Below are 25,861 nucleotides of genomic sequence, written 5' to 3'. Positions count from 1 at the left end.
AATTTTACCTCAAAACGGGGGTATTACGCGTCTTTTTGTTTGGTCAAATACTAATTGTGATGAAAGGCACAATATCAACGATGAAAACGTTTACAGAAATTAAATTTTAGGCTTGTGTAAACGTTTTCACTAGTGTACAATTAGTAGTGTTAAAAATGATGATTTAAAGCATCACAAATAAGAAGGAGTTTTATCAGTTATGAACGCAGCAATTTTACTGGCTTTGGTGCCGGCATTGGCATGGGGATCGGTTGGATTAGTCAATACAAAAATGGGCGGAACCGCAGGGCAACAAACATTAGGCATGACTTTTGGTGCTTTAATATTTGGATTAGCCACCATGTTTTTCTTTGTGATGCCACGTCACATTGAACTCAATAGTCACATTTGGGTTGTCGGCGTTGTTTCTGGACTTGTTTGGGCAGTTGGAACCGCCGGTCAATTTTTGGCAATTAAAGACTTAGGGGTATCTTTAGCTATTCCTTTGTCAACAGCTGGTCAAATTGTGACTAATGCGTTGATGGCTGCAGCTGTTCTGGGTGAATGGAAGACTGGCAAAATGTGGGCGATTGGTGCAGTTTCAATCATTGCTGTTGTTATTGGCGCCACATTAATTTCAGCTCGTGATAAAGCTAAAAATAGTAATGGCATTGAAGCAGAAGAGAGAACCAAAAGCTTGACCAAGGGACTGATCTACTTGGCAATCTCAACGGCTGGATTCATGTTTTACTTTGTTTTGCCTAACTTTTTGAACAAAATTGGCTATATTTCAGATGCTATCAAGGCGCGTGGCAATGGTGTTGATTATATGACAGCAATTGTTGGTCCACAATCAATTGGACAAGTAGTTGGTGCTTTCTTAATTGTGATGTTTGTCTTGAAAGAATCAGAAATTATGTTCCAGCTGTCAACTTGGAAGAACATTCTGACAGGTTTGGTTTGGGCAACCGGTAATATTTTCATGTTCATTTCTGCGGCAAATCCTGATATTGGACAAACAATTGCCACAACTTTTTCTCAATTAGGCATCATCGTGGGTACTTTTGGTGGCATCTATTTGTTGGGTGAGAAAAAGTCAAGCTATCAAATGAAGATGATTGCAATTGGTACAATATTAGTTGTTATTGGCGCTATCATCATTGGTAATATTAATAGTTTTGCATAAAAAATGAACGGGCAAACATTGTTTGCCCGTTTTTTAGTACAAAAATATGTGTATTTCGTTTGCTTAGTACAAAAACCATAGCAGTAAATTAAGTCATTATTGATACGCTTAATAAAAATGAGGCATGCCGGCAATTACTTTTTATATTGTTTTAAATACCGGTTTGCTAGTAATTTATGGAATTTAACGCCAAGTGTTGGATTAGCCTTATCAATATCTTCATACATAGCAGCAATAATTTTGGTCATTAAACGATTGAATTGGTCCATTTCTTCATTTGATAAGACGGTTATGAATTTTGGTACTTCTTGAAAAGAAGATTCAATGTCTTCTCGTCCTTTTGTCGTTAAGCTAACAAGATTGATTCGTCTATCTTTTTCAGATTTGCTCAATGATACTAAATCACGCTTGGCTAATTTTGAAACAAATTCACCCGTAGATTGTGGTGAGATTTCAAGTCGTGACGAAATTTGGCTTTGAGATAAATGATCTTCATCTGCTAAAGCAAGTAATACCTTTCCTTGACCTTCTACTGTCAATCTTGGTTTGACGTCTTGCACGATATCGTCATATATTTTTGTTAATTGTTCGTATTCGGCTAATTTTCCGGCAATTAATTCTGACTTGATTTTGCGTTCCATAATTGATGTTAACCTCCGCTCAATTATTTTAGTATACACTATTCTACTTGACAAATTAATCAGGGGACCTTACAATAATAATCAAGGGTCCCTGATTAAATGTAGTGAGGTATATGTTATGGAAAATGAAGTAGCGATAAGCGTTAAAAACATTTCAAAAAAATTTGGACAACATGTTGCAGTCAATGATATTAGTTTTGATGTGAAAAAAGGTGAAATTTTTGGATTACTTGGTCCAAATGGTGCTGGTAAGTCCACTTTAATTAATATGATGACCACACTTATGCACCCAGACCAAGGTGAAATTGTGATTAATGGTTTGAATACAATTTCTCAAAGTCGTCAGGTGAGATCACAGTTTAGTGTTACTGGGCAAAGTGCAACAATTGATAAAGAACTCAGTGCACGAGAAAATTTGTTTTTATTTGGTAGATTAAACGGATTAAATCGTGATTCTGCACATCAACGTTCAGAAGAATTACTAGTTGATTTTGACTTAGTTCAGTCGGCAAATCATTCTGTTTCAACATTTTCTGGTGGGATGTTACGACGATTAGACTTAGCCATTAGTCTGATCGGTAATCCCAGTATTTTATTTTTGGATGAACCCACAACGGGGCTAGATCCGAGAACACGTACACAAATGTGGGTAGCAATTCAAAAATTAGTAAAAAATGGCACCACGGTTCTTTTGACCACTCAATATTTGGAAGAGGCTGATCAGTTAGCGGACAGAATTGCATTGATTGATCACGGTAGGTTAATAGCTGAGGATAAACCAAGTGAATTGAAAAAGCTTGTCGGTGGATTGCAGCTGAAAGTGACTGTTGAGCAGAATGAGTCAGTCATTCCAACGCAAAGTATCATTGAAAAAGTTTTAGGAAAAACGGTTAATGTTGAAAATAGAAATCTAACCGTTATATTAGACAATAATGCTTTTAACAAAGTGTCTGAAATTTTGGACAAAATCCTAGCATCTAAAATCATGCTAAGCAGTTTTAAAATTGATGCACCATCTTTAGATGAGGTATTTTTATCAATGACAGTGGGTAAAAATTGAGGAGACATATCATGAAAAATCAAAAAAAAGCCAGTACTATGAGCACAACTTTAGCAATGGCGCATCGGAACTTGCTCAAGACGTGGCATAATCCAGATAATCTGAGTGATGTTATTATTCAACCGATTATCTTCACGCTTTTGTTTGGATTTCTTTTCGGCGGTGTGATTGCTGGAAGTGTGCATGCGTATTTGCCAATGCTTGTGTCTGGTATCTTGATTCAAAGCATTCTAAATGCGGCAGCGGGATCGGGTCAGCAATTGCGAGAGGACATTAATAGTGGTATTTTTGATAGATTTAAAACGTTACCAATTTCTGCATTTGTTCCGCTAGCTGGTCAACTTATTGGTGACGCACTTCGATTGTTGTTGTCCGGTTTGATTTCCTTAGGAACAGCGTTTGCAATTGGATGGCGGCCCTCTGTCAATCTAATAATGATTGCTTGTGTCTTAATTTTAGCAATATTTATTGGATGGGCAACTTCTTGGATCTTTGTTTTGGTTGGTTTATTAGTGAAAAATGCAGAATTGATAGGAAGCCTTTCCATGATCATTATATTGGTGATGACATTTCTATCAAATGCCTTTATTCCAATCAGGACATTGCCATTATTTTTACAAAGCATTGTGCAATTGAATCCTGTGACCATAACGATTAGTGCTATTCGGGCAATCATGAAAACAGGTTACTGGAATACTGAAGCAACTCTGGTTATTATTAGTGGTATTATCATCATTGCGATTTTTATGCCATTGTCTCTCATGGTGTATCGCAAAAACAATTAATCAACAAAAAAAAGAAAGCACGGCGCTTTCTTTTTTTTGGTTATTTTTTAACTTCTAAAATTTGAACATTAATGTTGATGCCGTTTGGAAGTGGTACCGCGACTGTGTCGTTGACCTTTTTACCAATTAATGCGGTTGCCATTGGTGATTCGTTTGAAATTTTACCGGCTAGTGGATCAGCCTCAACAGAACCAACAATTGTATAAGTTTCAGGTTCTTCATCAGGTAATTCTTTAAAAGTAACGGTTTTACCGAGAGAAACTTCATCCTCAGCAGTTGCATTAGAATCAATGATTTCAACGTTTTCAAGCATCTTTTTGATTGTTTGAATGCGACCTTCAACAAAGGCTTGTTCATCTTTTGCTGATTGATATTCTGAATTTTCAGACAAGTCACCGTATGATCGCGCAATTTGGATACGTTTTGTAATTTCTGGGCGTTGGTTAGCAATGAGGTCGTCTAATTCAGCTTGTAGCTTATCACGACCTTCAGTTGTCATTGGATATGTTTTTTCTTCTGACATAAGTGTTTTTCCTTTCAATTTGCGTGTTTTTCCGCAAAATATAACGAAAAAAGCATATCATGTGGTGACCTTTTTTGCAATAGATAAATTGCTAAATATTACTAATATAACTGTCGCAATGATTGTAATAGCAAGACCCGACCATAAAAATGGTGGGGTATAGGTCATAGATATTGTGTGCCGCCCTGGTTTTGTTTTAATACCGATAAAATAGTTAGCCACTTTGTCGGCTTGAACGGTTTTGCCATCAACCGCTATATGCCACCCAGCAACAAATGGAATGGTAGTCATAATCAATGGCTTTGTTGATGTCGTCGTGATTGTCCCCTTAATGTGTCGTTCGGAACGTTTTGTGATCTTAAGGCTATTTTGCTTTAACCCGCTAGCATCATCTGCAATCCGCTTGTTATCGACATGATAGAGGGTGACGTTAGACAAGGCTAATGTTTGGGTATCTTTCATTCTAAAAGTGATTGTCTGCAACTTATTTTTGGCATTTGAATTAAGATTAACAATAACAGTGTGGCGATAAGAGCTAAATTGTGTAATGACCTTACCGTTAATTAGGAGGTCAAAGTTTTTAATATCCAGACCGCTGCCAATGGTCAAATAGTAGCTATCATTAGTTGTTGGGGTAAATTGCAAGTCCAAACTAGCAGGTTGACTCGCATTTTGACGTGTTATGATCGCATTTGTAATTGTTGTTGGTGCTTTGACATTATGACCAATAGCTTTTTGAAAATTGTCTGTGTCAACTGTCGATGTCAAATCACCAGTCAAACTTTGCCAGAGATTGCCCTGGTTTTGCAAGGGATTATTATAGAGCATTTTGGTATTAAGTGCGCCGGAGTTGGCTGCAAACGCTATTGGTAGGGCATTTTGATTCTGATAAATATTAGTAGTCGATGTTGTTGCTTTTAAACTGTAATTACTGGTGTCCGGACGATATCCAATTAAATGTTGACTAGGTTGACCAGCATCGCCATTGTCTTGACCATTTGGGGTGATCATATATTTCATGCCCAGCAGTGCATCAGATAAGAGACTGCCATTGCTATACACAACATAATTATCGCCGTCCGGTTGTCCAAAATTGCCAAAAAAAGTTGGCGTAGATTTTGGTAAAGCCGAGCTGAAATGGGCACCGCCATAATAATCAAACATCATGCCATCACCACGAGTGCGTTGAAATGTTTGCGCTACACGATACCAAGAGGTATCTTTTTTTAGAAACTTTTTATCCGCTGTGAGCGCTTTGATCGTATTTTGATACTCTGTATTTGTTAAATAAGAAAAGTTGTCTAGCGTGAACACAACATTTGCTGTGAGGGATAATAACGTTAAGCCACCTAAAATGGGTAGCCAAAATTTGTCATGAACTTTAAAAGTGAACTGCGCCAATGTTAGCAGCGCTAAGCCAATAAATAAAGCAATACTTGAACGATTGATGTAATTGATTTTAGCATCACTGAGTGTGGCATAAATAGCAATGGCACTAAATATGACTAACAAAGTAGTAATGGTCATCAGGCGTGGCCGCCAAGTTGGCTGCCAACTAATAGCAGCTAAATAAATGACAAAGAAACTAATCAAAAAACTGAAACGGTATGGATACCAAACTGGGTATTGAAAACCGTGGAATAATAAAGTAAGTGGTGCCCAAGTAGTGGCTAATATTAAGAAGGCTAACAGTAAAAATGCCCCGATTTTGACGCGTAATTTAATAACACGTGTCGTGAAAAAAGCTGTTAATGTGATTAAAACGAAAGCACTGACATAAAAATTTGCTTGTCCATTTTGCATCTGGTCAAAATTAAAACTACCCGGAATTAATTTAAACAAAAGATGTAAAGGATTATTATCAAACTTGAAAGAAAAATCAGAATTGTACTGTGTTTTGCCTAATTTAAGCTGAAAATAAGTCGGTAAAATTAGCCAAGCTGATAGGCCACCACCAATAGCTGAACTAACAATAAAGCGTCTTAGAATTAGCCAACGATGTTTAATATTTGGCCAAGTCAAGCGCCAAGAAAAATACAATACGACAAAAATGGCGACCATATAGCCAATATAATAGTTACAAATAATACTGGCACCAAGCAAAAGGCTATATTGCCACCAAGATTGTTGATAAAACAAACGTTCAAGTGCCAAAATTACCAATGGCAGTAAAATGACGGTGTCGAGCCATAACAAATTTAAGTCGTTTGCAATGAACCAACCAGATAGTGCGTAGTTAACGGCGAACAAAGTGACATAGTAATGTTGTTGCAGGTGCAATTTTTGCAATAGATAAGCCATTGATAGGCCAGCTGCCCCAAATTTGAGCACAGTGACGAGTAGAATGGCGCTGGGGAGTGAGGCGTTAGGAACCATTAAAAAAATAAGGTTAAAAGGACTCATTAAGTAATAAGCCCATTCACCCAGCATATCTCCGCCTAAGGCATTGGAAAATGAATAAAAAAAGCTACTAGGATGCTGCAGTAAGGTATGCTTGAATGCTGCAAATTGATCAATGTATTGTTGACCGAGGTCTACTGTTAAAATTGAGTTGGTGCCAAATGGTGCCATGTGACGATAGGCAAAATAAGCTAACATAATCAGTAGGGGGATCCAAAAGCTGAGTGCTAATGGTGACAGTGTGTAGCGTTTTAAAGTGTGTTTCATAAATGAGTGTTCCTAAAAAATAACAACTTGCTAATAAAAAAGGGCAGAAAAATTTGCTTAGTCAAGGCAATTCATTCTGAGACCTTTTTATGATTATCAAGATTAATGAGTTGACGAAATCGCAACGGATTCAGCGATATATTGGTCGGGATTGTTGATGAGTTGTGTGACAAATTCTGCGACACTAGTGCGTGTGATTGGCCCACCAATAATTTCTTCGTTTGGATCAGTTTGAACGTTAAGTTGCTGCATTTTATTGTCATCAGTGAGTTCATTGGGTCTGATAATGGTGTAATCAAGTTGAGATGCTGTAATACGTTGTGCGGCAGCGGCTTGATCACCAATGTAGCTGTTTTCGTTTTCGGGAGTACCCAAAATATTGCGCCATAAATCAGCTTGCTGTGGTGGCAACTCATTGTAAATGCCAATTGTCGCGATCCAAATCAGTCGAGACACACCGGCAGTATGCATGGCGTTGACTAACGCATTAGCCACATTTTTTTGACGACCTTCGGCACCAACATTGGCATATACGATGTCAATATTTTTTAATGCTGTCACCAAATCAGCTTCATTTGCTGCGTCTAGCTTGGTAATGTGTTGGGCTGGTTTGGCGTGAAGAGAGGTGAGCTTTAATTGTGTGTCGGTATTGGCTAACATATTAACCACTAATTTGGCAATTTGACCATTAGCACCGAGAATTAGAATTTTTTTTGTCATACTTTCATTTTAGCATGATTGTTTGGATTGCGGTAAAATATAGATAGGAATGAGGTTCATTATGAGTTTAACTTATCAACAACTATTAACGGCAGTCCCACTGATATTACGAGGCGGTAATGTCCCTAATATTGTTGGAGAAGCAGGCATTGGCAAGTCTGCTTTAGTGAGCGATGTGGCAAACCAAATGAACGCGCAATTGTTTACAACGGTGGTTTCTCTGTCAGAAAAAGGCGATTTGGCGATTCCAATACCGCCCTTGACTGAAAGCGCATTTTTAGAAACTAAGCATTATGGGCAACTTGCTGATGTTAAATTTGGCTACACACACACGCTGATTCAAATTATTCAGCATGCCGAATCGGTGCCGCGTCAACCAATCATTTGGTTTTTAGATGAATTTAATCGCGGCTCACAAGCTGTTCAGGCCGAACTGATGAATTTAGTGCTACAACGACAGATTAATGATCTAGTTTTGCCAAAAAATGTTTTCCTTATCTTGGCAGAAAATCCAGATGATAGTATGCATGGTTTTGAGACATCTGAATATGCGGTTCAAACTTCTGATGCCGCAATTAAGGATCGGACAACAAGATTAGTGATGAGCGTATCAGTGAAAGATTGGCTAGCATGGGCTGCTAAAGGCGATCAACGACCCAATATTCATGATTTGGTGCGCAGGTTTATCGCTGAAAATGCTGGTTTGTTATATCCTGATGTGCGTGAAGTTGACTTGAATCCAACGCCACGTGCTTGGCAACGTGTGTCGGATAATCTTTTTGAATTGCTTGGGCTGTCTAGTCGTCAGCAAGAAGATTTATTATTTGATATTGTGGCGGGTGATTTAGGTCAAGTAGTAGCTACACAATTTGTTCGATTTGTACGGGAACAAACGCCAAGTCTCACAGCTGAAGACGTTTTTGACTCAAAACCAGACGGCCCTAAAGTACCTTTAAACATTCGTTCTAAATTCGAAAGTTATTCAGAAATTCAAAAAATGACAGTGATGAAAACATTGTTATTGACGGCAGATATGACACACGATAATAACGCTGCACGTTTTAGTGAATTACTACAATTGGTGGCGCCAGATGGTCAATATGCACTGGTTAAGCAAATGACAAATGCTCCAATTTTAGATGATCTATACAATTCAGAAGAACACTATGCAAACGTGTTGTATCAACAAATTATGGATATTGCGACCAGATGACAACGCAGGATGAAACGGATAATTTAATATTAGGTGGTATTAAAACCTTGCTAGATGTTTCACCGCTATATGGCAACATTGTCATGAATTTAACCCGTGAAATGAACCTGTTAGCACCGCATCCATTGGCATTAAAATGGCAAAATCATCGTTGGTACTTAGTAATCAATCCAGCTCGTTTAACAGAAAATTTCAGCACATACAATCAGATTGCGGCTGCATTGGCACATGAAGCACTGCATGTTATTTGGGAACACCCAGTTCGCTATGCTACAACGCACCAAGCAAAATCAGTTGTTGATCTAGGAACTGATGTGGCGATTAATCAATATTTACCTAAGGAATTAGGTGAGTTACCAACGGCTGTGACTTTGCAAATGCTGTTTGATGTGTACGGCGAATGGTTTGCGCCTTATCAAGATTCGCAAACTTATATTGATTTAATCAGTCGTTTTGAAGATGATGTGCCCGCTCATGGGGACATCGACGGCCACGGTGATTGGGCGAGTGTTGGCGATGAGGCTGATGAGGCTAAATCGGCACTTGAACAAGTCATTCGCCAAGCCAATGAAGATGCACAAAAATCTGGGCGAGGTCACTTGACTAGTGCTGTCATGCAGCAGATTGCTGCGGTGGTGGTGCCTAAAAAAAATTGGCATCAAATCCTCAAAACAGGGGTAAGCCAAGTACCTAATCAAAAGAAACCATCACGCGCACGATTTAATCGACGCCAAGCCTACCGAATGGATTTATTTGGTGAAATTAGTACGTATGAAAATGAAATTTTGGTATTTGTCGACAATTCGGCTTCTATTAGTGATAAACTAGTGGGTAAATTCCTAGCCAATGTGATGCAAATAACACAACAATTTGATGCTAAAGTTCGCGTGTTTTCATTTGATACAGCAGTTGAAGTGATTCAAAATATCAATCATTGGCAGCGCCGTGCTGGCGGGGGGACGGCATTTCAAAGTATTTTTGACTATCTAGATAAACAAAAAACACCTCGTGAGACGACAACAGTGATTATCCTAACTGATGGTGACGGTGAAACATCACCGATTATGTCACAGTATCGTCGTGTTTATTGGATACTGCCAGAACAGCAACAACTCAGTTTGCCTAATCAAATTGGAAAGGTGTTGACCCTATGAAATTAAATCCAAGAGATCTGAGTAGTTTTATTGCCAAAGACAATCGGTTCAAAAGAGCTGAAGCATTATTAACCGATCAATGGGAATCACTGTTGCTGAGCGAGCCATGGGGCATGACGATGATGACGCGTTCAGATATTGTTTATGCAAAAGCATTAGTTGCATCAGACGCTATGACACCCACAGTTGATCTGACAACGTTTAAAGGCGTTCAACAGTTTATTCAGCGTAATGCAGTTCGGCTTTCACCAGATGTCGTCACAATGTTAAAGGAGCCATTCTTATGAAAATTAATCTTGTACTTGCACCAGAACAGTCAGTTTCAGAATTATTAGCACTTCAAACAGCGAATCCAGACAATGTGTTTTACCTCGGGAAGGTATCACAATTGGCTGGTTCGAATATTTTGATTTTGGATGCACCAGAAATTGTCCAACAATTTCAACGGCCATTAGGATTTGATAGTCGTTATACTAATGGTCAGTTAACTGGTCGTGTGATTCATCAAATTACCTTTCAGGCTAAAGATGATAATGATAAACTAATTGGTAAGTTAGTAAATGTTGCCGGTGTTGTGGCTCAAAATGATAATGGTAAAGCAGATTATATGCTGTGGACTTTTTGGCAAAATCACAGTCAATTAGCTGATTTTTTGAAAAGTACGCAGTATCAGCAAATGATTAATTTGATGAAAAATCCTTATACAACAACTTATCAACGTGTTACAAGTGATTCGCAATTGTCACTAAAACATCAAATGAGAGATGTTGATCCTGAATGGTGGGGTTGATTATCTGGTGACATTCATTTACACTTATCTTGAATTAAATAAAATATCTGGGGTGCCGATTGGCTGAGAAATACCCATTGAACCTGATGACGTTAGTACGTACGCAGGGAGATATGTTGCATAAGCTAGTGTTTTTTAAATGTTGATTACTGGCCGTGAACGCATCTTCTTGGAGTGGGTTCGCGGCCTTTTTGTGTCCTATTATGGAGAAAACATGACCTCATTACAAACCATTAGAGAACAATTTATGCCTCAAATCATGGCTGAACCTTTCGTGAAAGCTATTGGCAGTAATTCATTAACTCAGCGGCAAGCTGATTATTATACAGCACAAGATGCAAGCTACATTGAAGCATTTATGCCCATTGTGAATCAAATTGATGAATCATTACATTTAACCAGACCGACAAGCGACGATGAAGGACAAGCACATCTTAGTCTAGTGGATGCTGTTGCCCCAAAGCCTTTAGATTTGGTTGGGCAATCTTATGTGAATCACATGCGTTCTGCAGCTCAAAAAGGTGCTATGGCAGCAATTATGGCAACCTTACCTTGTGTAGAATCCTATTATTTTATAGCTAAAGCACTGGCACATCAAACAAACAATGGTTGGCAGCAATATTACGCCAGTAAACAATATCATGATTTGGTAACCTATTACTGGCAGATTGTTGACCATTCAGACGGTCAACTGGATGTCGCTATTTTTGAAAAATCATATCAATTTGAACTAAAATTTTGGCGGAATGCCTATGAAAAAGGGAGTCAATACTAATGACGATTAAAAATGTACGGACACAATCACCGCTTGTTCTGACTTATGCTAACTTTGTTACCCCACAATTCGTAGCCAATGTCGTGAATGTTATTGGTGCTTCGCCACTTATGAGTAGGGAAGTTAGTGAATTTAATGATTTATGTCAAATTGCAGATGCCGTTGTCATCAATATTGGTACGCTTAAGGCCAATGAACTGTCTGATATTGTAACGCTTTCAAAGGTCGCTACTAATTTAGATAAACCTGTTATCTTGGATCCAGTTGCTGTTGCAGTACCTTTTCGTAGTAAGGCTGTGCAGACTTTGATGCAAGAAGGGCATGTTGATATTATTCGAGGCAACGCAGCGGAAATAGCGTGGTTTGCCGATATTGATTTTGACAGTCAAGGCATTGATGCCACTGGTAGTGGGGATGTGATTGCCATCGCACAATTAGCAGCAGAAAAGACTGGTGCCATAATTGCATTAAGTGGCGCCAAAGATGTTATTAGTGATGGCCATCAAACTGCCGTCATTGAGACAGATGTGCCATTATTATCAACTAATGTGGGTACTGGCGATGCATTATCGTCTGTTATTGGTGCCTTTGTAGCTGAATCACTCACTGTGGAAAATGTCACGTATGCGATGGCAACTTTTAAGTTAGCTGGGCTCAAAGCCAGCCGTCAAATTACGACACCAGGTTTTTATAGTATGCAATTGCTAGATGAGCTTGCTGCAATTACAAGCGAGGAAGTAGCGACATTTATGACTGAAAGTGTGCAATATTTATGAGCAATGAAACACCACAAGTATTAACAATCGCTGGTGCTGATAGTAGTGGTGGTGCCGGTATTAGTGCTGATTTAAAGACATTTGCTGCACAGGGTGTCTATGGTGCTAATGTATTTGTCGCTTTAACAGCGCAAAATACATTGGGTGTTCAAGATGTTTTGATGACCCCACCTGATATGATTTGGTCACAAATGAAATCAATCGCTGATGATTTAGCGATTAAAGCAATCAAAACTGGCATGCTCGGTAACGCAGAGACAGTAGCGCTTGTTGCCAAAGGCTTGCAAAATTTTGATTTTGGTAAATATGTGTTAGATCCGGTAATGGTTGCGAAAGGTGGCGCAAAGCTGCTTAATCCTGATGCAGTGGCTGCCGTGAAAAGTTTATTGTTACCGCTGACAGAACTTGTAACGCCTAATATGCCAGAAGCTGAAATTTTAAGTGGTCAAGCGATTAATAATCGGCAAGACATGCAACGTGCAGCTAGGACGATTCAAAAATTAGGCGCCAAAAATGTTTTATTGAAAGGAGGTCATGGGCAGTCATCACGTATTGAGGATTACATCTTATTGGCTGATGGGACAGATTTCTGGTTGGCAAGTCAGCGGGTCCATACTGAGCGTACCCACGGCACCGGAGACACTATTTCGGCAGCGATTACTTCACAATTAGCGCTTGGCAAAACTTTAGATGTGGCAATTTTGAATGGGAAAAGATACGTTGACGCCACAATTCGTGATGGCATTGCTGTTGGACACGGACATGGACCACTTAACCATGGGACCAAATTGGTGACAGAAGATACAATTGAGGTACTTCATGACATTTAATCCGTTAATATTACGACGTTATTTTGTTTTAGGCACTCAAAATGTGGAAAACGAATCACAATTTTTTGATATTTTAACAATCGCTTTGAAATATGGTATTACTGCTTTTCAATATCGTGAAAAAGGTGATGGCGCATTAAAAGGCGCTGAAAAATATCGTGTGGCAGAGCGTGTACGCGATTTAACACGCCAGTATCATGTGCCTTTAATCATCGATGATGATATACCATTAGCTCACCAAATTCACGCTGATGGTGTACACTTTGGTCAAAAAGATGGTAGTATTATTGAAAATGTGCGCGCTTGCAATGGTATGTTTGTTGGTGTGTCCGTGACGACAAAGTCAGATTTTCATCGTTTAGAAGGTCTATCCGGAATTGATTACATCGGTGTTGGACCAATATTTGCGACGCAGACAAAGGCTGATGCTAACCCACCAATTGGTCTTGAAGGCTTGAGACACATTAAAAGCATTAGTGATTGGCCAATCGTCGCTATTGGTGGTATTTCAAATCAAAATATTGATGATATTTATACGACTGGCATCAATGGCGTTGCTGTTATTAGCATGATTAGTGCAGCTGATAATGTCGCAGACGCAGTGATAAATTGGCAACAAAACTCATAAAGATTAAAAGAGGCTCAACATGTTTAACACGTTGAGCCTCTTTAATATGATTTTTACTTGATAAATTGTTCAGATAGCGACAAGAATTCATCAATATCTTTTTTAACCAAATCAGCACCAGCTTGCCAGAAATCTGGCTTAGTCAGATCAACACCTAAATGTTTTTGAGCTAATTCTTCTGATGTCATATTTGCTGTGTCACGAAGCAACGCAATATATTTATCCTCGAAATTATCACCATCTTTTTGTGCTTGTGCATAAATACCGGCTGAAAAGAGATAGCCGAAAGTGTATGGGAAATTATAAAATGGGACTGAATCAATAAAGAAGTGCAACTTTGAAGACCAGAAATGTGGGTGACGTGTATCTAGCATACCATCAAAGGCACTTTTTTGTGCTTCATCCATCAATTCGTTCAGTCGTTGCGGTGTGACAACGCCATTTTGACGTTCAGTATAGAAAGCATCTTCAAATAAGAAACGCGCATGAATATTCAAAAACATGGCAATAGGATTAGTCATTTTAGCGTCTAATAAGACCACTTTTTCAGCGTCAGTCGTTGCTGCTTTTACGTTAGCGTCATTGACAATAAGTTCGGCGAAAGTTGAAGCTGTTTCAGCGACATTCATGGCATACGCATCACGCCAGAACGGCAAATCATTAAGTTGTGCAGAGTGAAAAGCGTGTCCCAACTCATGGGCAATCGTTGCGGCATCATTGACTGATCCAGTATAAGTTAGAAAAATGCGTGATTCATGTAAATCAGGGACAGATTCCATATAGCCGCCCGGTTGTTTGCCAGGGCGGTTTTCAGATTCAATCCAATTATTTTCAAATGCCGTTTTGGCAAAATCAGCCATTTTAGGTGAAAACTTACCAAATTGCGTGATAATAAATTGTGCTGCTTCATCGTAAGAGACTTCTTTAGGGCTGTAGTCACCGATGTTTGTGAGCGGGGCAACTTGATCTTGCCAACCTAATTGCGAGAGACCAAGCAAGGCTTTTTTACGATCAAAGTAAGGTTTGAACATGCCTTTGTTGTTATCAACGACTTGCCACATCGCCTTTAAGGTTTCTTCAGACATGCGATTCATTTCCAAAGGTTGTTCTAAATAGTTTTGACGTTGATGTGCTTTCTGATTAGTTAATCGGAACCCAGCCAAATGATTCAGCGTGTCAGCAGTGAGATTTTCTGCATTACCCCACATTTTCTCATAATTAGCCATAATATTGGCGCGCGTCTCGTTATTGGGTTCACCGTCTAGCATATTAAGCGCTTGACCAGCGGAAATTTGTCGTGTTTTGCCCGTTTCGTCAGTGTAGTTCATTGAGAGTGAAGCCGAAATAGTGTCATAGTGTTGAGACCATGCTTGCTGACCATCAAGGTCAAATTGATTGATCAACGACTCAGTGCTGTCATCCAAAAGACGCTTGGCATCCGTACGTAGCTCTGTCAAATAGAAAGCAATCGGTGATAAGCGTTGTGTTTTAATGGCTGTGGCAAAGGTTGCATCATCTAATTGTAATAACAGCTTTTGGAAGCGGTTGAGTGGCGTTGAAAAAGCAACCCACAAGTTACCTAATTTATCAAAATGAGGTGCATAGACACTATTACCATAATCAACAGATGACCAACCATTAACAAAAATACCTGCTGTGCCAATACCAGCACTAATTGTTTGTGCTAAATCAGCTAAGTTAGCTAATTGGTCAAAATCTTTATCATCAGATGCGCGGTATGCGTCAACTTTTGTCGCGAAGTCTTGTGTTTGAGAAGTGATGAGATCGTATTTTTGAGTGAGTTGTGGTGATGTGATGCCACCCGGGAAAATACTTTCCAAATCCCAAGTTTGTGAATAAGCCATGATTGAATACCTCAATTTATTTTTATCGTTACCTTATGATAACATTGTTTGAAAAAATTGGATATATGAGATTATGAGGAGAACAACATGGCAATTTTTGAAAGGATTAAAAATAGTGGGAATCAACATATTTGCCCCCTATACAATTAAGTTGTAAAATAAAAAGATTGAATTCGAGGAGAATGTGAGTATGAGAAGTGTCTATAAGTGGTTAATTGGTCTGGTAACCGTAGTCATGCTGATATTATTATCAGCGGCGATGTATTTTTTTCATGTTGCAGAAGTTCGCAATCCCGCTGCAAATAAACCAGATGCACTTAGACCAAAATCCAGTCCTGTCTATGATTATGAGCACACGTTTTTAGCACGTCATAAAGCGACTTGGACGCAAAAAACTTTGGATGGGCTGACACTCGATGCTTGGTATGTGACAGCTAGTCGGCCAACAAATAAAACCGCAATTTTGGCACATGGTTGGCATAATAATAAAACAACGATGGCCATCTACGGCGAACTATTTCACGATCTTGGCTATAATGTGTTAATTCCAGATAATCGTGCACATGGTGATTCACAGGGTAAATTAATTGGATACGGTTGGACAGATCGTCGTGATTATATGGGCTGGATTAATCAGGTTCTAAAGAAAAATGGGCAACAATCTGATATTGTTATGTACGGAATGAGCATGGGTGCAGCAACTGTTGTTAATGTTTCTGGTGAACATGATTTGCCAAAACAAGTGAAAGCGTTTATCGAAGATTCGTCATACACTAGTGTTTTGGCAGAAGTGAAACATGAGGCTGGGGATATGTATGGGCTACCTTGGTTCCCTATTGTTAACATTGTCTCCGGTATTTCCAAAGTACGAGCTGGATACTCATATGGTGAGGCTAGTCCGTTGAAGCAGGTTGCGAAAAATAAACGACCAATGTTGTTCATTCATGGTGACAAAGATACGTTTGTACCAACACGCATGGTTTATCAGCTTTACGCGGCAACAAAGGGGCCAAAAAAATTGTGGGTGACGAGTGGTTCAAAACATGTGCAAAGTTTTCCAGATCATCCCGTAGCTTATCGACAAAAAGTGACCAACTTTTTGAATCAGTATGACAAATAAAAACACAGCTGTTGTTCATAACAGTTGTGTTTTTATTTTGCATCTTTAGGGTCAATACCATATAACTCAATGTGATAACCAGAAATATTGAGACCGCTTGCCTTACGAGCCGCGTCAATTAATGGCTGCACGTCAAAATTATTAGCATCAATAATCTCGTGTGTTTCTTGGTTTATGATGTGATAGTGTGGTTTGCCATAATAATCAAAGTGGCGTTTATCATCGTTCACGTCGATAACAACGACTAAACCAGTTTCTATTAATTTTTCGAGCGTATTATAAACGGTGGCTAAACTAATTGATTGCAAGTCAGCGTGGATCATTTCAGCTGTCGGATGGGTTTTGTGAGACATCAGATAATCTAAAATAATCATACGCTGAGACGTTGCTTTTAGTCCACGTTCTTGCAACATGTTGCGCAATTTTTGATCAGGCATCAGCATCTCCATTTAATATGACCTCATTATATCACGTCTAAAATATTCTACCAAGAAACTTGAATTGTGATAAAAAGAGCGTTATGATGTTATTATATTAGAATGATTCTAAAATCGAGGGGGGAATAAAATGTCGGAAAAGCAGAGTTTGATGCAACGTAACAATGTCATTCGTGCTGCAGTGATGGGCGCCAATGATGGCATCTTGTCAGTATCAGGAATTATATTGGGTGTTGCTGGCGCCACCAGTCATACTGGAACAATTCTTTTAGCAGGTTTTGCCGGTACTTTAGCCGGAACGGTTTCCATGGCAATGGGAGAATATGTGTCCGTGAGTTCACAACATGATGCACAAGAAAAAGTGCGACGAGAACAATCATTAGCGTTGGAACAAAATTTTGAAGGTGAGTTCAACTTTGTTCAAAAGAAATATGAAGATAATGGTATTTCTGAGCAGCTTGCAATGCAAGCAACTCGTGAAATGATGACTAAGGAACCACTTGTAACCACAGTTCGTGAACGATTTGGTTTCTCATTAGACAATGAATTGAGTGCCAAAGATGCGGCATTAGCTTCGTTAATTAGTTTTCCAGTTGGGTCTATTTTGCCGATGTTAGCAATGTATTTGTCACCTAAAAGCAGTCGTGAATGGTTGACTTTTTTCGCCGTTGCTATTGCCTTAGCACTGACAGGCTATGTCGCTGCACATTTGAATGGTGCTGATAAAAAACATGCTGCTATCCGAAATGTGTTAGCAGGTATATTTACGATGGTTGTGACATTTGCCATTGGTAGTTTATTTCGATAAAAGGGGGACACAATGTCAAAGCAAAGAAATAATAAAAGTATGACAATGGATGAGCGACTAAACGCGATTCGAGCAGGTGTTCTTGGGGCAAATGATGGCATTTTAACTGTTGTTGGTGTCTTGTTTTCGGTTGCAGCCGCCACGACTAATCATTTTGCGATATTTATTGCTGGTTTAGCAGATTTGTTAGCGTGTGCTTTGTCGATGGCTTCAGGGGAATATGCGTCAGTAAGTTCGCAATCTGATAGTGAAAAAGTCGTCGTCGCACGTGAAAAAAAGTTATTACATGATGATTTTGAAGGACAGCGAAGGAGCGTGGCAGATTTTTATGTTGAGCGTGGGGTATCTCAAAATACAGCGCTAGCGATTGCAGATGAACTATTAGTTAAAAAACCACTCGAAACAGTTTTGAGTGTTAAATACGATTTGACGTTGGGACATTATATGAATCCTTGGTCAGCAGCATGGTCGTCACTATTTAGTGCTGCGATTGGGGGCGTTTTTCCATTAGCTGCCTTAATATTGGTCACAGGACGCTATCAATTTGTTGCTACCATTGTTGCGACTGTTGTGGCTGTCGCGTTAACTGGATTTTTGAGTGCCAAAATTTCTAACGGTCTTGTTAAGCGTGCCGTTATCCGAAACATTATTATTGGTCTTGTAACAGTCGCCATTCACTTTGGTATTGGAAAATTGTTTTGAGATAGACTTGCTCATGGGGCTTGATATTTGAGATAATGGGACCATGAATAACAAAATTAAGCAAACATGGCGTGTGATCGATGCGCGTTTTAAATTATCCACCTTAGGCGAGCTTTTTTCGCGATCACAAATCGGTTACGTTGGTCCGACTTTTGCTTATTATGCTTTGTTAACAGTGTTTCCAATATTGATGGGCGCAGCGATGATCGTGTCCTTTACAAGCTTTAGTACAGCAGATTTATTGACTGCCATGCGCAATATGCTACCAAAAAATATTGAAAATATTGTGATTCCAATTATGCAGTCAGTTTTGGCGTCAAAAAGTGCCTCATTACTGTCGTTTACTGTTATCTTCACCATTTGGTCAATTTCTCGCGTGATTGCTGTATTCCGTAAGTCTTTCAATGCCATTGCTGATGTTGATGAACGTTTTAATAACATGTTGACACGTTTGTTTTCATTTCTATGGTTACTTGTGATTATTGCAGCGTTCGCTTTATTGATGATTGGGAGTAATGTTCTAACGATTGCTATGCAGCACTTGCCGCATACGCAATGGACCAGCTTTTTGCAACACCAAACACGTTGGTTTATTTGGTTGGGGATGTGGTTAGCTTTAACCATGATGAACTTTTTGTTACCCACTAAAGATGCTAGAGCGCCTCTGCGATTTGTCGTGATTGGCAGTTTCATAGAATTATTGATGCTAAATGCTTTGAACAAAGGGTTTACCATCTATGCTAAGATTGCGATTGGGAAATATGACTTCTATCAATCTGTGAGTTCTATGATTGTACTGTTGATTTGGTTAAATTTGATTGCAACAATTTTAGTATTGGGATATGTAATTATAAAGTGGATAGCTGAGATAAAATGGGGGAAAGATCTTGTTTCAAGACAGTGATTTTGATATTTTTAATGATGAAACGTTAGCAGGGCGAATGGCTAAAATTAAGGCTATTATTGATCCAAAATTTGTTGAATTTGCTGACATAGCTTTACCAATTTTGCAAGAAAATGGACAAGAATGGTATGCACATGTCGCAAAACATTTGCGGCGAACTACCTATGCGCCGGATAATACATGGGTGGCTTTTGCACCCAATCGACGCGGGTATAAAATGTTGCCGCACTTTGAGCTGGGTATGTGGGCTGATCATATTTATTTTTATTTGGCGATTGAAGAAAATATGAAGCCAAAACAAACTGCTGACATTGTCAATAAAATGACAGCAGTGACTGATATGGTTTTATCTTTACCAGCCAGTTATCGGCTTAGTCCTGACCACATGGTCAATGAAACAGTGCCCCTGTCAGACTATTCACACTTAGTTAAACGGTATCAAGATGTCAAACACAGTGAGGTGTTGATTGGCGTTGTGATACCAAGAGGTGATCAACGCGTGGGCACTGAAAGCCTAGTGGTGGCATTAAGCGATGCTCTAAGAACATTAAAACTAATTTATGAACAACTCGTTTAAAAAAAGAACTTCACTGAAGTTCTTTTTTTAGCCACCAATGGCGTCAAACTGATTGTTTTCTTGCAGCTGTAAAGTTTGTGCTTGGTTAATTTCAGTGTATAAGACACTCGCCATTGACGTTGGAATAAAGCCATCTGTGACACCCTGTTGCACAAAATCATATTCAAATTGAAATGCTTGGATGTATAAGCTGTTGTCAACTTGTGTTGTTTGTTGGCGGTAATCACGTTTAATGGCACTGAAGAAGCGATTCATTGTTTCGCGAGTCATGTAGATATAGTCGTTGTCGCTTTGTTTATTATCGAGGCGTTCTCTTAACAAATCATCTAAATGTTTGTCTGTGGCAGTGATCACATCCTCATTTAAGCGCAACATTTCTTTTCTTGTATTAGTCCATTTTTCAACGCTTTCGGCAAATTTGGGGTCACTAGCAAGCTTTGTTTTTCGTATTCGGTCACGTTGCGCTTTGGTAATTGCACCATTAGCTAAGTGCCAAGCAGATTGTCTCATAAAGCGCTTCAAAGTATGCTTCAAATGATGACTAAAATGTCCCATTGTTTTTTGACCATTATTAAATGAATAAGTCAGTATTTTTGTATAAGCGTTGATGGTAGTCAAGCTATATGTTGCAGAGGCATAATCACCATGCACATAAGCTATCATAAAATCCTGCGTGTCAGCAATTAAATCAATAAATTCAGATGATTGACGTTTCCTGTCATCCATCATAAACAGTTTATTTTTTTGTGATTGTAGTTGTGCTGATAGCACTTCACGTGTGTTATGGTCGGTGACAGTATCTAAAATTTTGAGTGAGGCATAATCGACCATCTTATCACGGATATGAATTAAATCACTATCGGAATAAGCTTCTACTTTTTTTGGCAAACTAAGTGGTAATACAATTGCACTGATCAGCATGCTGAGTAAAATGACGATGGTGGCAACAATGATGAGCTCTTCACGATACGGAAAGGCATGACCGCCAATTTGATAAGGTAATGAGAAAGCCATCGCTAGCGTCACAGTACCATGAACACCGCTGATAGCAAAAATTTGGGCATAAAAACGATGATTTTGATCATTACGATCACCAAAGAATGAAGGAAGTGTCTGACGATGACGACGTGAACGATTGTTACGATCATCGTCACGTAAAGCCCAAAAGTATCGTAATACAAGCATAACGACATAAATTAAGAGACTTAGCGCAGCTAGTTGGAGTGTACCAGACACCCCAATCTTAGTCATGGCTGACCAAACAGTTGGTAAGGAAATACCTAAAATTAGAAAGACAATATCGTTTAAAACATCAGCAATGGTGCCCCAAATAGTTCTTGAAGTCAGCTGAACACTTGTTGAAGTTAGTCGCAAACGACTTGATTCCCAGTTGTGGACCATACCAGTGGCCACGACCGCTAAAATACCAGATGTGCCTAAGTGTTCAGCTAATAAATAGACAGCAAACGGTGTTAATAAGCTGATGGGGATGATGGTCGTTTCAGGATTGGAGGCGCGTTGTTGCAAATTGACACGCAATGCCACAATTAGAAGCCCAGAAATAGTGCCAATGACAACCCCGCCAAAAGCGACAAAAAAGAAGTGTTCCAGACCGTTAAGCACCGAAAAAGTGCCTTTTGAGAGGACGGACAAGGATAAATCTAACATGACTAAGCCTGTGGCGTCGTTAAAAAGTGATTCCAATTCTAATGCTTCACCGACGCCCTCAGGCATGTCGGTACCAGCAGTTAGCGATTTGACGGCAACAGCGTCAGTAGGGGTCACGATGGCAGCTAATGTAATGGCTAGTGGCAGTGTCCAAGCTACTTCAACGTGATTGGTAATCATACCAACCACTAAAGCCGTTACTACGGCCAGAACGACCGACAGCGTCCAAATACCACCAAATCGCTTTTTAATTTTGGAAAATGATTGTTTTTGACCGTCAATAAACATAATCGGAGCAATAATCATTAACATAAAAAATTCGGGTTCTAATTCAAAATTGTTAAAAATTGGTGTAAATGACATAGCAACACCAACAATGATTAGAATGAATGCTTCAGGTATTTTTGGAATGAAGTCTTTAATAATATTAGTGGCAATAACGCCAATGAGCAGTAGCGAAAGGGTATAGAGTGTTTCCATTTGAATCCTCATTAATGGTTGTTAGTAATCATGAAATTAATGTATGTGGCGTGCAATGCTTAAAACCACATGATTCAATTTTAACACTAGTCGATTATTTTCGCCGTATTTACCAATATAGGCTGTTATCTGACAATTCATGGTAAAGTCATTCTGATTGACAAATTAAAGAGAGTCACGCATTTGAATTTCGGATGGGATACGAGTATTTTTTGGTGGTGTGGCTTGACCGTTAACACTTGATAATAATTGCTCTGCTGCGACACGGCCAATTTCTTGGGGATTTTGTGACACTGATGAAATTGCCGGCGTGATCATATCGGCAAATTGGTCGTCATCATAGCCAATTAAACCGACATCTTCAGGAATATTGAGTGAGCGTTCCTTGGCAAAACGCACGGCAGACCAAAGCACTTGCCCATTGAGTGCAAAAATGGCTGGATGTTGGTGCTGTTTGATTTCCGCATGTAATAATGATTGCCAATCGCTGCCATCAATTTCAATTAGTTTGACGGTGATACCACTACCAGTTAAGCCAGCTTCTAAACCGTTATAGCGATTCATTCGGCTAGATACGCCATTGATGTGGTTGGCCAAAACAAGAATAGCATCGTAGGATTTTGTTTTGAAAATTTTAGCTAATTCGACTGATTTTTGAAAATTATCAGACACGACAGCAGGCCAAGCGAAGGGCTCAGTGTAACGATCTACTTGGACTACTGGTGTGTTTTCGGCGACAAGCAACTGATAATGTTCAGGTTGATGAACAAGTGGTTGCAAAATGATGCCATCGACTTGTTCAGTCATCATTTTTTCAAGGTTACTTAATTCTTGCGCAACACTATTATCGGCGTCCATAATCAAGACTTGATAATGTGTTTTTTGAAAATATTCGCCAATGCCTTTGAGCAAACGTGATGTGTACATATTAGAAATATCAGCGACTGAAACGCCAATTAAAAAAGAGTGATGCGTTTTTAAGGCTTGCGCTTGACGATTAGGCCGATAATCGAGTTTATCAATTGTTTCCTCGATACGCGCTTTTGTATTACTCGACATATTATCAAATTTACCATTCAAATAACGCGAAATGGTGGTTTTTGATACCCCTGCTTGGGTGGCAATATCATTAATTGTGACTTTTTTATCCATGAAAACATTATACGACAAATTGAAATTAGGGGTTGACAAATGTTTGAAAGCGTTTACAATATATTTTGTAAACCGGTTTCCGAAAACGATAAACTAAAAAGGACACTAAGATGGCTACAGAACAAATGCACATTGATCCAGAAAAATTTGCCTTGAGATTCATTGAATCGTTCAACTTCGATTTTAATGCAAAGGAATTAGAGAGTATGGCCAAAAAAGAATTGGCTGCCTACTTATCGGCGTACTTCCTTGTTGAAAAATTCAATAGGATTGAAAGTGAAAATTTTGATAAAAACGATACTAATAATTTGTCTGATTTAGGATTTGACGAATTATTAGAACATGTAAAAGATTTAAACCAGTATTAAGGAGTTAATCATGAAAAAATCTCAAATCGTCTTGAACCATCTGGTGTTTGCTAAAGATCATGACAACGGCATGCAGCAATTAGACATGTTAAAAAAAGTGGTCGCATTGGGCGTTCAGTCAGCCGAATTACGTCGTGAATATTTTGATGACATTGCCGCTGAAACGCCAGCTATTGCTGATTACGCAAAAGCACATCAATTACGTTTATTTTATTCGGTGCCGGATGAAGTCTTTGTTAATCATCGTATCAATCCAAAATTGGAACAATATTATGATGAGGCTACGCAACTTGGCGTTAGCGTGATCAAATTTAATACAGGTGATTTTGATACATTGTTGCCTGAAGATATTCAACAACTCAATGCTTTCTTAGACCGTGGTATTGAAACCAATATTGAAAATGACCAAACACAGGTATCAGGTAAAATTGATGCCATTAAGGCATTCATGACTGCTGCCAAAGCAGCTAAGCTCGACATAGGCTATGTCTATGATATGGGTAATTGGCGTTATGTCGGCGAAGATGAAGTTGTCGCAGCGAAAGCACTTGCACCTTACGTTCGCTACATTCATGTGAAAGATGATAAGGGTAGTGGGGATAATCTTGTGACAGTGCCTTTAAATGACGGGGATATCAATTGGCAAGCAATCTTGACGATTTTGCCACAAGACGTACCAGTCGCAGTTGAGTATCCGACTGCTAGCGAGCAAGTCATTATTGATGGTGTGCAGGCACTAGAAGCGTATAACTGAGGCAAATCATGACTAACATTATTATTAGTATCCTATTGTTACTGACATTTGTCGGGTTCATTTATTACATTGTGAAGGGTGGCAATCTTGTGATTGGCTTCTTCGTGATGGCATTACTTTGGTCAGTTATTGGTTTGGTGCCATTCAATAAAGTCATTCAAGACGTTATTGCAACACCAGCGTTAAATTATGGTCCAACGATTATATATATTGTTTTTGGTTCTTGGTTTGGGCGAGTGTTGGTTGATTCAGGCATTGCCGGGTCAATTTCGGCTCAGACAGAAAAAGTTGGTCGAAAAGCACCGATATTAGCTGCTATTTTGGTGGTATTGGTCACGGCGTTGATTTTCTCATCTGCTTATGGTGTTGGATCAGTAATCGCAATTGGTGTTATTTTAATTCCAATTTTGCTATCAATCGGCGTTCCCAAAAAGGTCGCTATACCAGCATTTACCATGGCAATCGGTGCGCCAATGTACATTAACGTGGTGTTATTTAATCAAATTAAGGCTTTCTTCCCATCTGTTAGTTTCTCGGGTAAGTATCTGATATTTGGTTTAGCAGCGATGAGTGTTCAATTGATTGGTGTGATCATCTTCATTTTGATTAATAGTAAAAGTATTAAAAATGGCAAAATTGAGACGATTGCCGCCAATAATCAAGCTGATTTTAAAAAAACTCATCCAATTACTTTCATTGTGCCAGTCTTACCAGTTGCATTAAATATGTTTTTCCACTGGGATGCAATTCCTGCGTTGTTATTGGCAACCATTATTGCGTTGCTTTTGACGGGTCAGATGAAATCTTATAAAGGACTGGTTGAATTTATTAACAAAACTGTTTCCCAAGCCATTAATGATATTTCAGGACTGATTATCTTTTTGATGGCGCTGGTGATGTTTGCGGGTGCTGCCACAATGAATGTGCCTCACTTTAAAAGTATCATCGAAGTTATCTTGCCAAGTAGTCCACTTGTGTTGGCGATTGCAGTTGGTATTCTAGCACCATTGGCATTATTCCGTGGGCCTTTGCATGTTTGGGGTGCCGGTGCCGCAACTGCTGCGGTTTTGGCCGCTACGGGCACATTCCAACCAATTTTCTTATTGCCATTGCTATATACAGCAAGCATCATGGCGGTTTCAATTGATTTAACACAATCATGGAACACATGGGCATTGACATATTCAAAGTTAGAAACTAAAGAATTTTTGAAGATGGGCATTCCGGTTATGTGGGCAGTTTCAATTGTCAATGAACTGCTAGTATTTGCTTTCTTCGGTCACTAAAAACAACAGTTTA

Annotated in this window: 27 protein-coding genes and 1 riboswitch; of the genes, 19 read left to right on the top strand and 8 right to left on the bottom strand. The window is 39.1% G+C overall.

Going from position 1 to position 25,861, the window contains the following annotated elements; all coding sequences use genetic code 11:
• Positions 1 to 199 precede the first annotated feature (199 nt).
• Positions 200 to 1,165, top strand: coding sequence for a GRP family sugar transporter (locus tag FF105_RS02870; RefSeq protein WP_290046334.1), 966 nt, complete (start codon positions 200 to 202; stop codon positions 1,163 to 1,165).
• Between the two features lie 134 nt (positions 1,166 to 1,299).
• Here the strand turns inward: FF105_RS02870 and FF105_RS02865 are convergent, their stop codons facing one another.
• Positions 1,300 to 1,806, bottom strand: a complete 507-nt coding sequence (locus FF105_RS02865; RefSeq protein WP_290046333.1) for a MarR family winged helix-turn-helix transcriptional regulator — start codon at positions 1,804 to 1,806, stop codon at positions 1,300 to 1,302.
• Between the two features lie 118 nt (positions 1,807 to 1,924).
• On the opposite strand from FF105_RS02865, the gene FF105_RS02860 reads away from it, so the two are divergent.
• Positions 1,925 to 2,866, top strand: a complete 942-nt coding sequence (locus FF105_RS02860) for a daunorubicin resistance protein DrrA family ABC transporter ATP-binding protein (RefSeq protein WP_010278540.1) — start codon at positions 1,925 to 1,927, stop codon at positions 2,864 to 2,866.
• An 11-nt stretch (positions 2,867 to 2,877) separates the two neighbouring features.
• Positions 2,878 to 3,651, top strand: a complete 774-nt coding sequence (locus FF105_RS02855; protein WP_010278538.1) for an ABC transporter permease — start codon at positions 2,878 to 2,880, stop codon at positions 3,649 to 3,651.
• Positions 3,652 to 3,691: 40 nt separating this feature from the next.
• Here the strand turns inward: FF105_RS02855 and greA are convergent, their stop codons facing one another.
• From greA to FF105_RS02840, 3 genes are all read right to left on the bottom strand, one after another.
• Positions 3,692 to 4,174: a transcription elongation factor GreA gene (gene greA / locus FF105_RS02850; RefSeq protein WP_004910137.1), complete on the bottom strand. Its 483-nt coding sequence runs from the start codon at positions 4,172 to 4,174 to the stop codon at positions 3,692 to 3,694.
• A gap of 57 nt (positions 4,175 to 4,231) precedes the next feature.
• Positions 4,232 to 6,841, bottom strand: a complete 2,610-nt coding sequence (locus FF105_RS02845; RefSeq protein ID WP_228933877.1) for a YfhO family protein — start codon at positions 6,839 to 6,841, stop codon at positions 4,232 to 4,234.
• Between the two features lie 102 nt (positions 6,842 to 6,943).
• Positions 6,944 to 7,561 carry an NAD(P)H-binding protein gene (locus FF105_RS02840; RefSeq protein ID WP_147651264.1) on the bottom strand — a complete coding sequence of 206 codons (618 nt, stop codon included), beginning with the start codon at positions 7,559 to 7,561 and terminating at the stop codon, positions 6,944 to 6,946.
• Between the two features lie 61 nt (positions 7,562 to 7,622).
• On the opposite strand from FF105_RS02840, the gene FF105_RS02835 reads away from it, so the two are divergent.
• The 8 genes from FF105_RS02835 (at position 7,623) to thiE (ending at position 13,727) form a co-directional block, all read left to right on the top strand.
• Entirely contained in the window at positions 7,623 to 8,774 is a 1,152-nt protein-coding gene (locus FF105_RS02835) for an ATP-binding protein (protein ID WP_010291451.1), read from the top strand.
• Positions 8,771 to 9,928: a vWA domain-containing protein gene (locus FF105_RS02830; protein ID WP_010291450.1), complete on the top strand. Its 1,158-nt coding sequence runs from the start codon at positions 8,771 to 8,773 to the stop codon at positions 9,926 to 9,928. Before FF105_RS02835 ends, FF105_RS02830 begins: the two co-directional genes overlap by 4 nt.
• Positions 9,925 to 10,215, top strand: coding sequence for a hypothetical protein (locus FF105_RS02825; RefSeq protein ID WP_010291449.1), 291 nt, complete (start codon positions 9,925 to 9,927; stop codon positions 10,213 to 10,215). Before FF105_RS02830 ends, FF105_RS02825 begins: the two co-directional genes overlap by 4 nt.
• A complete protein-coding gene (locus tag FF105_RS02820) occupies positions 10,212 to 10,718 on the top strand; it encodes a hypothetical protein (protein WP_290046332.1) in 507 nt (168 codons plus the stop codon). Before FF105_RS02825 ends, FF105_RS02820 begins: the two co-directional genes overlap by 4 nt.
• Before the next feature lie 38 nt (positions 10,719 to 10,756).
• A riboswitch (TPP riboswitch) is annotated at positions 10,757 to 10,845 on the top strand.
• 87 nt (positions 10,846 to 10,932) lie between these two features.
• Positions 10,933 to 11,493, top strand: a complete 561-nt coding sequence (locus FF105_RS02815; RefSeq protein WP_010291446.1) for a transcriptional activator — start codon at positions 10,933 to 10,935, stop codon at positions 11,491 to 11,493.
• Positions 11,493 to 12,269 (top strand): hydroxyethylthiazole kinase, encoded by a 777-nt coding sequence (thiM, locus tag FF105_RS02810; RefSeq protein ID WP_010291444.1) that lies wholly within the window; start codon positions 11,493 to 11,495, stop codon positions 12,267 to 12,269. Before FF105_RS02815 ends, thiM begins: the two co-directional genes overlap by 1 nt.
• Complete coding sequence (gene thiD, locus FF105_RS02805) at positions 12,266 to 13,099, top strand: bifunctional hydroxymethylpyrimidine kinase/phosphomethylpyrimidine kinase (protein WP_147651266.1); 834 nt, start codon at positions 12,266 to 12,268, stop codon at positions 13,097 to 13,099. The genes thiM and thiD overlap by 4 nt, the downstream gene beginning before the upstream one ends.
• Positions 13,089 to 13,727: a thiamine phosphate synthase gene (gene thiE, locus FF105_RS02800; RefSeq protein ID WP_010291441.1), complete on the top strand. Its 639-nt coding sequence runs from the start codon at positions 13,089 to 13,091 to the stop codon at positions 13,725 to 13,727. The genes thiD and thiE overlap by 11 nt, the downstream gene beginning before the upstream one ends.
• Positions 13,728 to 13,780: 53 nt before the next feature.
• Here thiE and FF105_RS02795 read toward each other — a convergent pair whose 3' ends face one another.
• The gene (locus tag FF105_RS02795; RefSeq protein WP_147651267.1) at positions 13,781 to 15,592 is read right to left on the bottom strand and encodes a M3 family oligoendopeptidase; all 1,812 of its coding nucleotides are present in this window, start codon (positions 15,590 to 15,592) and stop codon (positions 13,781 to 13,783) included.
• 190 nt (positions 15,593 to 15,782) lie between these two features.
• Between FF105_RS02795 and FF105_RS02790 the strand changes: the two genes are divergently transcribed.
• On the top strand, positions 15,783 to 16,712 hold the full coding sequence (locus FF105_RS02790; protein ID WP_010291438.1) for an alpha/beta hydrolase: 930 nt from the start codon (positions 15,783 to 15,785) through the stop codon (positions 16,710 to 16,712).
• 32 nt (positions 16,713 to 16,744) lie between these two features.
• Here FF105_RS02790 and FF105_RS02785 read toward each other — a convergent pair whose 3' ends face one another.
• The gene (locus tag FF105_RS02785; RefSeq protein WP_010291435.1) at positions 16,745 to 17,149 is read right to left on the bottom strand and encodes a Fur family transcriptional regulator; all 405 of its coding nucleotides are present in this window, start codon (positions 17,147 to 17,149) and stop codon (positions 16,745 to 16,747) included.
• Between the two features lie 130 nt (positions 17,150 to 17,279).
• On the opposite strand from FF105_RS02785, the gene FF105_RS02780 reads away from it, so the two are divergent.
• From FF105_RS02780 to FF105_RS02765, 4 genes are read left to right on the top strand one after another with little or no spacing between them, the layout of a single operon-like run.
• Entirely contained in the window at positions 17,280 to 17,957 is a 678-nt protein-coding gene (locus tag FF105_RS02780) for a VIT1/CCC1 transporter family protein (protein WP_010291432.1), read from the top strand.
• A 12-nt stretch (positions 17,958 to 17,969) separates the two neighbouring features.
• On the top strand, positions 17,970 to 18,659 hold the full coding sequence (locus tag FF105_RS02775; protein WP_010291431.1) for a VIT1/CCC1 transporter family protein: 690 nt from the start codon (positions 17,970 to 17,972) through the stop codon (positions 18,657 to 18,659).
• A gap of 43 nt (positions 18,660 to 18,702) precedes the next feature.
• Positions 18,703 to 19,563, top strand: coding sequence for a YihY/virulence factor BrkB family protein (locus FF105_RS02770; protein ID WP_010291429.1), 861 nt, complete (start codon positions 18,703 to 18,705; stop codon positions 19,561 to 19,563).
• Entirely contained in the window at positions 19,547 to 20,140 is a 594-nt protein-coding gene (locus FF105_RS02765) for a DUF1054 family protein (protein WP_010291427.1), read from the top strand. The genes FF105_RS02770 and FF105_RS02765 overlap by 17 nt, the downstream gene beginning before the upstream one ends.
• Positions 20,141 to 20,167: 27 nt before the next feature.
• Here the strand turns inward: FF105_RS02765 and FF105_RS02760 are convergent, their stop codons facing one another.
• Both FF105_RS02760 and FF105_RS02755 read right to left on the bottom strand, forming a co-directional pair.
• Positions 20,168 to 22,288, bottom strand: a complete 2,121-nt coding sequence (locus FF105_RS02760) for a cation:proton antiporter (RefSeq protein WP_010291426.1) — start codon at positions 22,286 to 22,288, stop codon at positions 20,168 to 20,170.
• 165 nt (positions 22,289 to 22,453) lie between these two features.
• The gene (locus FF105_RS02755) at positions 22,454 to 23,440 is read right to left on the bottom strand and encodes a LacI family DNA-binding transcriptional regulator (RefSeq protein ID WP_290046331.1); all 987 of its coding nucleotides are present in this window, start codon (positions 23,438 to 23,440) and stop codon (positions 22,454 to 22,456) included.
• Between the two features lie 110 nt (positions 23,441 to 23,550).
• Here FF105_RS02755 and FF105_RS02750 point away from each other — a divergent pair, with 110 nt between their 5' ends.
• The 3 genes from FF105_RS02750 to FF105_RS02740 are packed head-to-tail and all read left to right on the top strand — an operon-like array spanning position 23,551 to position 25,848.
• The gene (locus tag FF105_RS02750) at positions 23,551 to 23,808 is read left to right on the top strand and encodes a hypothetical protein (protein WP_010291424.1); all 258 of its coding nucleotides are present in this window, start codon (positions 23,551 to 23,553) and stop codon (positions 23,806 to 23,808) included.
• 10 nt (positions 23,809 to 23,818) lie between these two features.
• A complete protein-coding gene (locus tag FF105_RS02745) occupies positions 23,819 to 24,562 on the top strand; it encodes a sugar phosphate isomerase/epimerase family protein (protein WP_010291422.1) in 744 nt (247 codons plus the stop codon).
• Positions 24,563 to 24,570: 8 nt separating this feature from the next.
• A complete protein-coding gene (locus tag FF105_RS02740) occupies positions 24,571 to 25,848 on the top strand; it encodes a hypothetical protein (protein WP_010291420.1) in 1,278 nt (425 codons plus the stop codon).
• Positions 25,849 to 25,861 lie beyond the last annotated feature (13 nt).

The organism is Leuconostoc sp. UCMA20149 (assembly GCF_030400235.1).
Classification (GTDB): Bacteria; Bacillota; Bacilli; order Lactobacillales; family Lactobacillaceae; genus Leuconostoc; species Leuconostoc pseudomesenteroides.
This window is presented reverse-complemented; position numbering and strand designations above follow the sequence as displayed.